This window comes from Candidatus Planktophila sp., assembly GCA_030681675.1.
GTDB lineage: Bacteria > Actinomycetota > Actinomycetes > Nanopelagicales > Nanopelagicaceae > Planktophila.
Genome location: JAUXRP010000010.1, coordinates 1 through 13,991 on the forward strand (window position 1 = coordinate 1; position 13,991 = coordinate 13,991).

Annotated in this window: 10 protein-coding genes; 1 reads left to right on the forward strand and 9 read right to left on the reverse strand. The window is 47.5% G+C overall.

Annotated elements, in window-relative coordinates:
• The 7 genes from Q8K48_02540 to nudC all read right to left on the reverse strand — a co-directional run.
• Positions 1-503 (reverse strand): cytochrome b5-like heme/steroid binding domain-containing protein (locus tag Q8K48_02540; protein ID MDP1851276.1); only part of this gene is annotated, 503 nt, incomplete at its 3' end.
• A gap of 211 nt (positions 504-714) precedes the next feature.
• The gene (locus Q8K48_02545) at positions 715-1,332 is read right to left on the reverse strand and encodes a 3'-5' exonuclease (protein ID MDP1851277.1); all 618 of its coding nucleotides are present in this window, start codon (positions 1,330-1,332) and stop codon (positions 715-717) included.
• A gap of 38 nt (positions 1,333-1,370) precedes the next feature.
• A complete protein-coding gene (locus Q8K48_02550; protein ID MDP1851278.1) occupies positions 1,371-3,185 on the reverse strand; it encodes a putative nucleotidyltransferase substrate binding domain-containing protein in 1,815 nt (604 codons plus the stop codon).
• A 101-nt stretch (positions 3,186-3,286) separates the two neighbouring features.
• Positions 3,287-3,712, reverse strand: a complete 426-nt coding sequence (locus Q8K48_02555) for a WhiB family transcriptional regulator (GenBank protein MDP1851279.1) — start codon at positions 3,710-3,712, stop codon at positions 3,287-3,289.
• Between the two features lie 200 nt (positions 3,713-3,912).
• Positions 3,913-4,071 carry a hypothetical protein gene (locus tag Q8K48_02560; GenBank protein ID MDP1851280.1) on the reverse strand — a complete coding sequence of 53 codons (159 nt, stop codon included), beginning with the start codon at positions 4,069-4,071 and terminating at the stop codon, positions 3,913-3,915.
• Positions 4,072-4,202: 131 nt separating this feature from the next.
• Positions 4,203-5,876 (reverse strand): ATP-dependent helicase, encoded by a 1,674-nt coding sequence (locus tag Q8K48_02565; protein ID MDP1851281.1) that lies wholly within the window; start codon positions 5,874-5,876, stop codon positions 4,203-4,205.
• The gene (gene nudC, locus Q8K48_02570; protein ID MDP1851282.1) at positions 5,873-6,823 is read right to left on the reverse strand and encodes an NAD(+) diphosphatase; all 951 of its coding nucleotides are present in this window, start codon (positions 6,821-6,823) and stop codon (positions 5,873-5,875) included. Before nudC ends, Q8K48_02565 begins: the two co-directional genes overlap by 4 nt.
• A 28-nt stretch (positions 6,824-6,851) precedes the next feature.
• On the opposite strand from nudC, the gene Q8K48_02575 reads away from it, so the two are divergent.
• Entirely contained in the window at positions 6,852-7,661 is an 810-nt protein-coding gene (locus tag Q8K48_02575) for an endonuclease/exonuclease/phosphatase family protein (GenBank protein MDP1851283.1), read from the forward strand.
• A gap of 12 nt (positions 7,662-7,673) precedes the next feature.
• Here the strand turns inward: Q8K48_02575 and Q8K48_02580 are convergent, their stop codons facing one another.
• On the reverse strand, positions 7,674-10,874 hold the full coding sequence (locus Q8K48_02580) for an ATP-dependent DNA helicase (protein ID MDP1851284.1): 3,201 nt from the start codon (positions 10,872-10,874) through the stop codon (positions 7,674-7,676).
• Positions 10,871-13,972: an ATP-dependent DNA helicase gene (locus tag Q8K48_02585; GenBank protein MDP1851285.1), complete on the reverse strand. Its 3,102-nt coding sequence runs from the start codon at positions 13,970-13,972 to the stop codon at positions 10,871-10,873. Before Q8K48_02585 ends, Q8K48_02580 begins: the two co-directional genes overlap by 4 nt.
• Positions 13,973-13,991: the final 19 nt, after the last annotated feature.

Consider the following 13,991-nt stretch of genomic DNA (forward strand, 5'->3'; position numbering starts at 1 on the left):
TCACCGATGTAGTACATTGACAATGCGTTATCTTGCTCGGATTTATGCTGGTCCCTTAATGCAGCTGCCCCATCAACACCACACATAACCAACACTAGGGATCCCCCGCCTGGGTGTTCTGGTAGCCATTTACTCAGGTCGTAAACTTTTCCATCTACATACGTCCAACAATCACTCTCAGTGTTATGTAATGCAACTTCAGCTCTGGTAAATGTCTTCATGCCGCTCTGCGTTGGTATGGGAGCTGGTGCTGGCGTTGGGGTAGGAGTAGGTGAAGAAATCGGGCTCGCCGTAGAAGTGGCCACAGACGTGGGTTTAACAACGGGGATTTTCACGCCTTTGTTCCAAACTGTTTTTTTACCTGATTTGACGCAGGTGTATTTGTAAGCACCGACTATCGCAACGCTTCCAACTTTCTTGCATACAAGGCCGGTCTTAACTGCAGCTTGAGTAGAAGTGATATTCAACGATATTAATAGCGCGATCGCTAAAATTCCCGCCATTCGAGCTTTCTTAGGTAAATCCTAGAAGCTAGGAGTTCTTAAAGAAAGTTGGAGTCTGCACTATGCGCTAAATTCCATAGTGCTACCTCTACATTACTTTAAGTCCAACTCACTTCGATCTTTTCCCATCTCTTACTAATTTAAATCTCTTTGCTAATTAATATTTCAATTTAGTTGGGCACATTTGCACCCTGCACTCCTGTCCAACTGATTACCTCATAGCATTTTTCGCAGAAATCTCTAGTAGTTTTCGTAATGTAAGTCCTGACGCACCTTTAGCTAACTGCTCTCGTTCAAGTTCTGTTGCTAGGGCAAGAAAAACCACCGCGGTAGTGAGCGCATCACCGAGAGCGTTGTGCGGGGCATAGACGGGTAGATGTATCCGGCGGGCAAGAAATTCCAGCGAAGGTTCACTTCCACTAACATCGGCGGCATAACCCGCAGCTCGCGCCAGCGCCGCAGTGTCAATCATCTGTTTTGAAAAGCTCACTTTAGTTCTTCGAAGGTGTTGTTTTAAAAAAGCATACTCAACCCATGCCGCGTGCGCGATGAGTATTTTCCCATCTACCTGAGCAACAAAATCGGGAATTACAGATTCAATTGGAGCAGTCTCTTCTAAGTCAATCCCGCGCAAATTATGTATTCGAATTGATTCGGGAGATGGGAGCCGTTTTGGTCGAATCTCACGGTAAAAATTATTTTCAGTTTTAACTCTCCCCGCATGAATGTGTGCCACTCCGATAGAGATAATCTCATCTTCTTTCAAAGCAAGGCCAGTAGTCTCGACATCAAGTGCACTGTAATCAATACTTCGCCAATCGGAATTCAACTCTGCTCTAGTAAAACGAGCAAACCTGCTGCGGCGAATCAACCTAGCCTCGATTCCCACTCATTGTGAAAGCGGGTTTGGATAGCCGATACGGCTCGAAAAGACTCACGCAAATGTCGCCGTGTAAGTGAATCAAGGCTTTGAGGAGATATCCAACTTGAGCCTTCTCTCCCACCACGAATTGCTGCAATTTCGGCTTCAAAGACTAATTGATAGATATCTTTAAATGCATTTATAAGAATGTCGGACTCATCCTCCCTTAATAATCCAGCCGAAGCCGCTCGTTTCAATCGATCAATAGTGCTACCTCGAACGTCACCTTGTGCAATTGCAAGCCAACGAGCAAGCGCACAGATCGGAGTTAATCCACCTACTTTCAAATCTAAATCACCGCGATGTTCCCCCGATTGATCTACTACAAATCCGCGGACAAACCCAATCGGCGGTTTCTTCGCCAATGTAAAACGCAGCAACGCTCCTAAAAACTCATTGCTGCGCGTTGTGGCCCGAATCGTGTCGGTAATTGTGCGACCCAATGCCAATTGAGTGAGCGGTTGACTATCGGCGGCTATGGATGACAAAAGTAGCGCTCCGGCTCTTGTCGGATCGGTTAACCAACCACTTGATACGTCAATCCAAGAGGATTTAGAACGGGTAAAGAGCAGATTATCTGCATTGGCTCCGTTGGGGCAGCGGTGGAGACCACATAGCTCCATCTGATCAAGTATCTGCTTGGCATTTCTTTGAATCTCCTCTGCCGGGTCAGCTGAATCAGCTAGATCGGCCCAAACAATTGCCGTGTCAACATCAGAAATTGGTAACGGTTCTCCGCGTGCCATTGATCCAAGCATGAGCCAAGAGTGGGTTACTGGAGTTTCGATTGAGTCAGAGAGTTTGAGAAGTCGAACGAGAATTGCACCGACGATAGCGGACATTAACCCGCCAACGTGTAGCGCAGGAATCCCCGAGTCATGCAATTCAACTAATGATGGTAATAAAAGACGAGATGCGTTAGAAAGCTCTTCGATGTTATGAGCAGACTCGATTGCCCCGCGAATTAAAAGTGGGTTCCGAAGTTCAACGGAGGCTAAATCCATCGCCCGAACAATGCCAATCGGTTTCTCGTACTCATCAATAACTACAAGGTGATGCACGCCTGCTTCAACCATGAGTAAAAACGCTGCAGCAAGGGTGGTGGTGTTTGGCACCGTTATTATCGGCGTACTCATGATTGCGCGCACGGGCGCATCAATACTCACTTCGCCAACTCCTACACGACTGCGAAAATCGCGATCTGTTACCAGGCCTAATTCATCTCCCGAACGAATCAACGCACACGATTGTTCGGAATCAGTAATAGCTTTGGCAACTTCACGCACGGAGGCCGAAGCATCACACCAAACAATCGTGCGCATGTAACGAACCACATTGGATTGGGCATCTGACATTAGAGCACTTGCCGTGAGGCGATGACGAGTTACCAAAGTGCCAAAATGGTTAAACTCTAAAGCAGAGGCATCTTGAACAATAGAACGTGGATCTGGTAGGCGATAACACAATGTATCCTCGGCCGCACGAACAGAAAACTGTGGTGGTAAGCCAGTCAATAGAGAAATATGTCCGAAAGCATCGCCCGGTCCAAGTAGATCTACAACATTTCCGCGATCTAATACCTCTACCGATCCAGTTCTAACCATATAAATATGATCTAGTGGCTCTGACCCGGCGGTGACTATAACCGTTCCAAGGCCGAAGTATTCGACTTCAACTTTGCTGGCTAAGCGCTCAATGTCATCTGTGGGCAGGGCGTCAAAAGGTGGCTGCTTAGCTAGAAAATCTGTGAACTCCTGCATGAGCAACCCCCGATTACGTTGTTGACCTCACGGAGAAACTAAGGACATATTAGCGCTGGACTCTACGAATATCCCCGCTGGTAACGCACGATCACGTCAAATTACGCCGCACTCTCCTCGCGTATCGCTTGGCTAGAAACAAGAGAAGAGACCTCTAGTGGCGTGGTGATACTTGTAATGGGTGCGTTAATTTCGCGAGCTGCAACTTCAATCGCCGTTGGGCGACCTGCTTTGCGCTTGCGAGTAATAACACGACCACCTTCAAATAACTCTCCACCCCATACCCCAGCTGGCTCCTTGCGAGATAGTGCACCCTCTAAACACTGTGTGCGCACCGAACACCCACCACAAAGCGACTTAGCTTCTGCAACAGCTAACTCATCTTCGGAGAAGTACATCTCAGGATCTGCCGTGTGGCAGGGCAAATTAAATGAAGAGCCATCGCTGTATGTGCCGGTAACGGAATCCAAACCGATCTTCTCATCTGCCCAGCCTGGTACTAATAGTTCGCTGAAGAGAACGCTCATCGTCCTCACCTCTTCTCTTTTGTAGTTTCTGGTCTTTTGTAGTTTCTGGTCTCTCGTTGGCTAACGTTTTTACTGTTAGGTACTGCTCCGGTTCTTCCTAGTTAGTTCTTAATTGTTTTTAGTTAGATGTATTCGGGTAATGAAAAAGGGCCCGAATCCTTTGTGGATTCGAGGCCCTTGGCTTCTATTCTCATTCGATGTTATCGAGTAGAACCCCAAGTGGCTTCGTATCCGGCGTAAAACGCTGCGTAAAATGCAGGCTTTGCGGTATGCCAAGAGCCGCGATTATTGGTTGTGTGGACAGAAGTGAGTGCAGCAGAACGCGAAGCGTTTGCTGTTACGAATGATGTGTTAGACATATTCGTTTCTCCCTTTCTATCCATCCTCATTTCGCCAAGAAATGTAGGAGCGGTAAGAGTAAAGCATGCATCCATGAGTTTGCAACTTAATTAAACCGATTTCGCGAATTCTCCGAAATCTGCCAAAAAATCTATGAGATAAGCCCGGCCTCAACGAGAAAACGCGAGGGCTTTCCACGATAACTCAGGTGTAAATCGACCTTGGCACGCGTGATTCCCACGTAAAAAAGGCGCCGCTCTTCGTCAATCGATGCCTGATCATTGCTGGTCGAGCTGTTTTCTAAGGGCAATAGACCCTCACTCACACCCATCAAAAAAACTCGCTCCCATTCGAGACCTTTGGCTGCATGCAAGGTTGCAAGAGTAGTTACCGGCATTGTTGGTGGATTATTTTGTTGAACTCGATCTTCGAGTTCGCGCAAATATGTACGAAGATTCTTTGGAGTGAAACCATTATCGCCATCTAATTCGCGCGCTAAATGCAGCAGGGCTGCGATTCCATCGATGTGAGCACCAGTTAAAAAGGGTTGTGCCAAAGTACGTAGCTCATCTAACCATGAAACACCTTGGGTCGGAATAACGGAGGCATTTCGAACTAACTTTAAAAACTCACGCACGTCTGGGCGGTCAAAAAATCTCTCGCTGTTTCTAATTTGATAGGGCAGCTTTGCAGTATTCATTGCACGCTCAAGCGTACTGAGTTGACTATTTGTTCGAGCAAGCACAGCAATTTCTTGCGCTTGTGTTCCTTGATTCAATAAATCTTTAATCCAGTCAACAATACCTGCGACCTCAGAGCTCTCATCTTTGAAAGCATCCACCGAAGGTTTGTCTCCGTGGTCATTGAGTGCGACTAACTCTTGACCCATCTGCGCTTTGCGTAAAATGCTATTGGCCATGAATGTGATTTCAGGAGTTGAGCGATAGCCGGTAGTTAAGCGCACAACTTCAGCCTCTGGAAAACGATTGGTGAATGAGTTGAGAAAAACCGGAGTTGCCCCAGCAAAAGAGTAAATAGTTTGTGCAGGATCACCAACGACACAGATTTCTTGGCGCGAACCAAGCCATGCATTAATGAGCCGTTGCTGAAGTGGAGAAATATCCTGATACTCATCTACTGTAAAAAAACGATATTGATCTTGAACGCGTTCGCGAACTTCGCGCTCTTGCTCTATCATCGCAGTTGTTAATAGCAGCACATCTTCAAAATCCATTGCGCGCTCTTGCTGCTTAACCGATTCATAGGCCGTATAGACCTTAGCAATTTGTTCGGCGTTAATTCGCGGTTTTACCGGGCGCTTACCAAGTTCAGATAAATAATCGGCAGGTGCAACTTGCGAGACTTTAGCCCACTCGATTTCCGTTGCGATATCTCGAATTAAATCGCGCGAAGTAATAGATAGCTCACCCGTTAATTCAGCACGTTTAATCGCCTCGGTAATAAAACCTGTTTTAGTTGTGATCAAATCCGGTGTACGCCCACCAAAGACTTGCGGCCAAAAAAACATAACCTGCTTGAGGGCTGCGGCGTGAATAGTGCGGGCGGCCACGGCCGGAACACCTAATGAGCGAAGGCGCATTCGCATCTCACCAGCTGCACGTGCGGTAAATGTCAGGGCCAAAACTTTGTGTGGATCCATTACCCCAATAGCTGCGGCATAGGCGATGCGATGTGTGATCGCGCGAGTCTTACCAGTTCCTGCCCCCGCGATTACACAGACAGGTCCACGAGTTGCAAGAGCAACGGCGCGCTGCTCGTTATCTAGCGCTTCAAGAATCTCTTCGGCACGAAGATCGTTGCTCACGGTCTCCAACTTTCTCCACCAATTAAATCTGCGGCTGTATATCCAGGTTTTGCAGTAAACCAACCTGTGATCATTTTGCGGGCAACCGAGATTGTTGGTGGAAGTAGCAATGCTCCAGATGCGATAGCGCTTTTCATTTCATCTCGACTAAACCAAGCAATCTCAGTAATTTCAACTCCATCGGCCTTGGCCGTATCTGGATGATCGGTAATTGCTTCGAATGCAATCATGATTGATGCCGGAAATGGCCACGCCTGCGATGCTAAATAGTTTATGTCGTTACAGTAAACACCGGCCTCCTCAAAGACTTCACGCGATACACACTCTTCAAAAGATTCGCCCGGTTCAACAAAGCCCGCAAAAGTTGAAAAACGTTTTTCAGGCCAAATCGGTTGGTGCCCAAGCAAGATACGATCAGCGGAATCTTTCACAAGGACTATAACTGCCGGATCGGTTCGTGGATAATGTTGAGAAGAATCTGCTACACACACACGTACGCTTCCACCTAAATCACTAACTGTTGCGCTTCCGCAACGCGAGCAACATGGATGCTTTGCGTGCCAATTTCCTAAACCCACCGCATGCATTGCAAGAGTTAAATCAACTTCACTTAAACTTCCGCCGACTTCGCGTAAAGTTCTAAAGCCTTCAAATTTAACGGCCACATCGGCGGGTTCGTTAATCCACGTTGTATGCCATGCAAAAAACGCTTGACCTCCATCGCGTGCTAATCCTAAGAAATAGCGTTCACCGATTTCAAATGTGGCCGATAGAGAGTCCACGTTTTCGGCAGTTAGAAATCTGAGTTGCTCCTGATCTGCGCCAATATGACCTTCAATGAGGGGCAGAATCTGTGCAGATTGCCACAGCAGGGCTAGCTTCGCCGAATCGAGTCGTAACTCGCTCGCGCGATCAATAGGTGAGAGTGATTGGTTACGTGCGCTCATGGAGGAGTCAGACTACTAGCATCGCCCCATGCGCATAACATCATGGAATCTGCTTCACGGGCTGGCGATGCCTCCGGATGAAGAGGCCGACGCCGCAGCTTTATTAAGCGCCGAAATCGACCACTTACAGAGCGATGTAATTGGGTTGCAAGAGGTCGATTATTTTCTATCACGCTCTGGAACTCTTAACCAAGTGGGCAATGTTGCGGCGATGATGAGCACCCCATACTGGGCTTTTGCGCCATCACTGATGGGTTCGCCCGATGAAGACTGGCGCTACCCAAATGAGAGTGATGAGAGGATTGTTACGGATAAAACCGAAGGTGCTCTACCTGGTTATGGAATCGGATTGGTTTCCAAAATTCCAGTTGTGTCATGGCACCGATTAGATTTAAAAGGTTCACCAATAGGGGTGCCGATGACATTTCCAGTTGATGGAAAGATGAAACGCTTTTATGTTCGCGATCATCCGCGTAGTGCTTTAGGTGCAGTTTTAGACAATGGCTGGCTAGTAATTAATACGCATTTATCCTTTGTTCCATTATTTAATCTTTTTCAGATAATCAAAATTAAACGCTGGGCTAATACTTTAGGTGTCACTGATAAATCTAAAATAATTATTATGGGCGACTTAAACATTCCATTTGCAATTTTCGTACGCGGCTTCAAATGGAAATCTCTTGCCGCACAACGCACCTACCCAAGTTGGTATCCAAAAGTTCAGATTGATTATTTCCTATCCCAAAAACTTCATCCGGTTGACGTGCGACATATTCAATATCCGCACTCTGGAATGAGTGATCATTTGCCGTTGCAGATTGAGGTCGACGTTAACTAATCGAGTAGAGAGTTATTGCTCATCGATTCTTTGAATCAAGGCTACAAGTGCGGCTTCATCTAGCAAGTCGGCTGGGCGATGGGTGACAGAGTTTGGAACATAGTGAAAAGCGGCGCTCACTGTCGAGATGTCGGCACCCGATAGTTTGGCCCAAGCTAAGCGATACATTGCAAGTTGAACCGCCGCCGAAGCATCCAGAGTTGTGGATCCAGTCTTCCAATCCACTACCTCATAGCCATGAGGAGTTGCATACACGGCATCGATACGGCCGCGGATTAATACGCCTGCAATAGTCGTTTCAAAGGGAACTTCAACTCGCACAGGAGTGCGGTTGGCAAATTCGCATGTTAGCCAAGCCTTCTTTAAATCCTCCAACTTAGAATCTTCATCGAGTGGATCTAAGTAATCTAAATACTCTTCCCCAAATAGTGTGTCGGCATCGCTGAACTGACGTTCGACCCATAAGTGAAAGGCTGTACCGCGCCGTGAGTATTGATCCTGACCGCGCGGCATTGGTCGGCGAATATTTAAAGCCAGCTCTTGTGGATCTTTATGAAGGGCTACCAACGTCGAAGTTGAAAGCCTTGGTGGTATGGGAACCTCAATCACCCCTTTGGAACGTTGCTGGATTTCGGAAATGAGTGCCTGGGCATCGTTAATCCACGAATCAACTTCAGGATTATTGGTTTCTCCAAGAGTGTGAGCCGGGCTTACATTGACCAACTCAACTGCTGCGTTAAAAGCTATTCGCCGATCACCAAGTGGATCAGAAGGCCAGACTGCAGTAATTGGATTTTCAATACTTGGATTCTCAGCACCAACTTCGGGTGCTGGCGCATCAGAGAGCGTTAAACCTCCGAGTGAACTTGCCACTCCTGCGATTAGATAGAAAATTTCACTTGGTTCGACAGGTTTACTGCCATCTCGCCAACGCGAAGTCGTGCAGATTAAATGCGACTTGGCGCGAGTAACGGCTACGTAGGCAAGGCGCATCTCTTCACGCATCTTAATATTTTCAACGCAACTCGAACCAAACGCTTTTATCACTTTCGCAGCATCGCTATTTTTCGTGACTCCATCTAAGGAAAAGACTGGCAACTCATCAGCATCCCCACGGAGTGCAAAGGGAATGTGCTTTTCATTTTTTATCCAGTTATCGGGATCACTTGAATTATTTCCAGGGAAAGTTCCTTCTGCCAAACCTGGAACCGCGACTACATCCCATTCAGCACCTTTTGCCATATGTATGGTCAAAATCTGCACTACATCACTGCGAATTTCAGGAGCGCCTGCCTTTAGCCCTCCTTCGGCATCTGCGGCAACATCTAACCACTCTAAAAAGGCAGTGACTGTGCCACCACTTCGTTCAAACTTTGCCGCTTCATCTAAGAAGCGATCTAAGTGTCTGCGACCAGTCTGTGAACCATCGCGCAGGGTTATCTCACTCTCAAGCGTTAAATAATTTTCAATCTCACTAATTAAATCGCTTATCTGTCCACCTGCGCGCGAGCGCAATCGGCGTAGATCACCAGCAAAAGCCACCAGACGTTGAAATCCAATTTGGCTAAAACTGCTCTTGTTGGCGTTCTGTATCTCATCTAACGCATCGATAATCGAACCTGCAAATTGATCATCGGCCTCTAACTGATCGGGGTTTCCGGTGGCGATTTTTTTGATAAAACTCTTGGAATCAGCGTGCATCTCCCTAGCGCAATCTCTAGAAAATGTACCTAGCGCCGCAATATCACGCGGGCCTAAATTAATGCGTGGGCCAGTTAAATGTCGCATCAATGACGAACCTGAATCGGGATTTGTAATTATCTTTAGCATTGATACGACATCAGCAACCTCGGGCACATGAATTAATCCACCGATGCCTATAACTTCAACCGGCAAGCCCAGTTCGCGCAGGGCGCCTTCAATCGCCGTAATTTGAGCCCGTTTTCGAACCAATACAGCTGCATTCTTGCCAGAAGTTGGGTACCAATTTTCCTTAATGTATTCAGCAACTGCCAAGGCTTCAGCATCGATAGTTTCAAAGATTCCATAAGCAATTTCACCTTTGCCAGCGTTAGGTCGCGCCTCTAGCTCAACAACTTGCTGTCCACCCGCTAACTTAATCTCATCACTGATGCGATTGGCTGCGGCCAAAATCATTACATCGTTTCTAAATGTTGTTGGCAGTGTAAATTGTGCAGCTCCACATTGATCGGGATTCTTAGGAAAATACTTAGTAAAGGATGCCATCGTGCCGGCCGATGCCCCACGCCAGGTATAAATAGCCTGTGATGGGTCACCCACAGCCATTACTGGATGTCCGCCTCCAAATAGTGATGAAAGCATGCGCACCTGAGACTGCGAGGTATCTTGGTATTCATCGAGTAGAACGACTCGATATTTTCCACGCTCTAATGCGCTAACATCGGCAAAGTTTTCCGCGATATCGGCGGCTAAGGACATTTGATCATCAAAAGAGAATTCACCTGCCGCCTTTCGGCGTTGCATAAAAGCATCCACCATGGGCAAGAGTGAATTGCGTTGGAGCATGGCGCGCTCAACGGCTCGAACCTCTTCATTACGCGCACCTGCTAGTGGTGCCAACTCCCGCAAAATCTCTTCGCCAATTGCCGCAATATCTTCAGCCTTGACTTGGTGCTCAAGCATTAACTTTGAAAGCCCCAATAGATCTTTAATAACTGTGCTCACAGCGCTTTGGTTTCGATAGGTATCATCCGACCAGTTGCGCACAACATCGGATGCGATCTGCCAAATCGCTGCTTCGCCCAAAGGTTCGGCATCGGCATCGATTCCATATCTAATCGCATGTTCACTCAATAGCTTGCCGGCGTAGGAGTGATAGGTCGTCACCGAAGTTGTCGATGACGTGATGTGTTTGAACTCAGGCAACGTTGCAAGTTGGCGAAGTCGTTTGCGTATTCGAACCGATAGTTCCCCAGCAGCTTTTCGTGTGAAAGTTAAACCTAAAATCTGATCGGGTTTTACAAAACCATTAGCTGCTAAATAGAGAACGCGATTGCTCATCGTCTCTGTTTTCCCAGATCCAGCACCAGCAATGACAACAGTTGGCTCAAGATCGCTGCTAATAATTGCCGATTGAAACTTAGTGATTGAGGCTATCGTGGCACCGAATTTTGGATGCGCTTGAAGTTTGGCAATGATTTCCTCTGGTGTGAATTGCGCATCCAGGCTCATGAAATCACCGTCCGACCATCGATTTGGACTGGGCAGGATTTACGCACTGGGCAGCCTTTACAGCGCTTATTGATTGTTGCAAAGAAGGTGGCAGCGCCCATGCCTTCACCGATTTCATTGAGTTTATTTTTAACTTCATCGACATCGATTCCATGCTGAGATCGAATCGTAGCCCCTGCTGTGCTTGTACCTAAATAAACAAGCTCGGCACCTGCGCTGACAGTGCCTTGAGTAAATCCACCTTCAGCGATTCCGAGCTGATAACTAGCTAACTGAAGATTCGCTTTAGCATCTTTAACACTAATTGCACTGCCACCTGTTTTGAAATCAACGATAAATAACGAACCATCGGCCTCAACTTCTAATCGATCAACGCTTCCTCTAATTCGTGCACGACCTAATTTCACATCAAAGCGTATTTCAGCATCGACCACTGTGCGCGTAGTGTTGACATGGTATTCAACGAATTTTTCGAGCATCGTAATCGCGTTTTCTAAATGCGAAGCACTCACCCAACCAGATTCTGAATCGATGAGTTTCCATGAGCTCTCCAGCTTCGAAATTAGCTCTTCTTTAGTCGTACCTGGCTCCTGAACCAGTGTCGCGGCAAATGCGTGAATCGCAGAACCCAGAACTTGAGCTGAGCTATCCCCATCAGTGCCGCCACTGTTTTGTAAAAACCACTTCACCCCACACTCTTCAAAAGATTCGGCGCCGCTGGGCGATACAACAACTTCTTTAGCAGCATCAATAACCGGTGCATCGGTGCTCAACGGAACAGAGCCAATCCATGATTGTGTATTTGCTAAATAGATTCCATTCTCGCCTATTGCTTTTAATATTTCTGCGGCAGTTTCTGCATTTTCGCCATGTAATTGACTTCGAAGTTCGGCAACCAGCGCAGGCGCAGTTATTGGACGCGGAACGTCGGTGATAACTGGCTCATCGAGATCGCTTTTATTGACCAAAACTTCGATTGTCTCAAAGAACTGTGAAGGTTCCTCGTCATCGCGCTGAACGGCAGTTATGAAAAGTGAGCTTCTAGCACGGGTTAGGGCGACATGAAAGAGGCGCTCTTCATCCTGCAACAATCCATTAGCGGCAATAACATCTAGTTGATCGCGTGGGGTATCGGGGTTGCGTTTGCGCTCTACTAAACGTTCGGCACCTAATAACGATGAACGCTGCTTTAAATTAGGCCATGTTCCCTCTTGAAGCCCCGCAATCGCTACTACATCCCATTCACGTCCCTTTGCACTATGCACTGTAAGAATTTCAACGAATTCTGGACGTACACCTTTGGCGGAAATAACATCGCCGGCAATATCCTCATTCGCAATCTCGGCGATGAAGGCGGCTGGACCTGAAGAGGGAAAGCGTTCTGAGTATCTAGCTGCACTTTCAAACAACTGCATCATTGCATCTAAGTCGCGATCGGCTGCAGCTCCGCGAACTCCCGGACGTAAGGCTTGATTTCGCCAAGCATCGCTGAGTTTTTGGCCATCACTTGCAACTGCATTACTCCATATCGCCCACAATAAATCATCGGCCATGGCAGTTTTATTTCGAGCAACTGCGCGAGCTTTTTCCAGTAACTCATGCACACGTAAGAGCGAATTCGCACCTTCAATAAGAACTTCGCCCTTATCGATTGCATCGAGCAATAACTGAGTTCCAGAACGCTCATCCCCATCGGCGCGTGCAGTAATCATCGCTCTGCGAATTCGACGAAGTGAGATTGAATCGGCCCCACCGAACTCGCTCATCAGTAATCGCTCAGCAGTATCTAAATTTAATGGATGCTCTTTAATCGCAACGCGGGCTAACAAAAGAAATGGCGCGATTGCGGGATTGCCAGCTAAAGCTTGCAACTCACTTGCTACAGGAATACCAACATAAGAAAATGCCCTACGAAGCGCAGAGGCCGTGAGCCCGGGGCTACGTAGAATTACCGCCATATCACTGTAAGAAATATCTTCGCGCAGATGCGCGCTACGAAATTGATGGGCGATAAATGCGGCCTCTTCAGCGCCAGATCTAAAACGATGCACCGCCACTGTGCCTGAATTTTCATTGCCACAGATGCGTTTGCGGGCGCTATGGGAGCCGGGCATTTCCAGTGCGAATGCAAGACCGACATTGAAGATTTCTTGCGCGCTACGGTAAGCCCTTGATAAAACTATTTCGTTGGCGCGATAAGGATCTAACGCAGCAGATAAACCATCGGGATCAGCGCCGCGAAAACGTCCCACTGCGGAATCGGCATCGGCGCAGAGAATTACATCAGCCCCAACTAAGGCTGCAAGTAAAGCTCGTTGGGCTGGGTCACTTTCCTGAAACTCATCGACCATGATGGTGGTAAAACGCGCTCGTAGTTTTGCTAATACATCGGGGTTGTTGTGTAAATGCAGCGTTGCCCTTGAAACAAGCTCCGAAGGATCGATTCGCATCTTGGCATCACTGGCACTAATTTCACGCATTACCATCGAATTCAAATATCGCTGCCAGAACTTCGCCGCAGCAAACCAATATTTTTCGCCCTCTGAAATTCCGAGTTGTTCTAACTGCGCCGGACCAATCCCGCGCTCAGATGCGCGCAGGATTAAATCGCGGAGTTCGCGTGCAAAACCACTTGTTGTAAGGGCGGCATGTAAATCCTCTGGCCATTCTCTAAAGCCATCTTCGATGTCGCCTTTTAGTAACTCTTTTATGTAACTCTCTTGTTCGGGACCACTCAACAAAATCGGTTCGGGATCGCTCTTATCGGATTTCATCTTTAAAATTGAAAAAGCTAATGAATGAAATGTTCGCGCCAAAGGTTCGAACATTGTCTTTGACGTACGCAGTGCAATCGCATCGCGGAGTTCCGATGCACGCTCTCGCCCAAAAGTCAGTAGCAAAATCGAATCGGGGTTATGTCCGTCGTTAATTCGCGCGAGCGCCGCTTCAACTAAGACTGTGGTCTTGCCCGTGCCCGGCCCACCCTGAACAACTAATGGTGACCCGCGATGGGCAATGGCCGCGTTTTGTTCGTTAGAGAGCGTGAGAGTTGCCTTCGGCCCAACTGATCGGACGAGGTTGAAAATCTGATTACTCACAGTGATTATCTTGCCTCAG

Excerpts from the sequence above, each read along its gene's own strand:
- Q8K48_02550 (MDP1851278.1), bottom strand. The coding sequence starts at position 3,185 with ATGCAGGAGTTCACAGATTTTCTAGCTAAGCAGCCACCTTTTGACGCC.
- Q8K48_02555 (MDP1851279.1), bottom strand. The coding sequence starts at position 3,712 with ATGAGCGTTCTCTTCAGCGAACTATTAGTACCAGGCTGGGCAGATGAG.
- Q8K48_02560 (MDP1851280.1), bottom strand. The coding sequence starts at position 4,071 with ATGTCTAACACATCATTCGTAACAGCAAACGCTTCGCGTTCTGCTGCA.
- nudC (MDP1851282.1), bottom strand. The coding sequence starts at position 6,823 with ATGAGCGCACGTAACCAATCACTCTCACCTATTGATCGCGCGAGCGAG.
- Q8K48_02575 (MDP1851283.1), top strand. The coding sequence starts at position 6,852 with ATGCGCATAACATCATGGAATCTGCTTCACGGGCTGGCGATGCCTCCG.
- Q8K48_02580 (MDP1851284.1), bottom strand. The coding sequence starts at position 10,874 with ATGAGCCTGGATGCGCAATTCACACCAGAGGAAATCATTGCCAAACTT.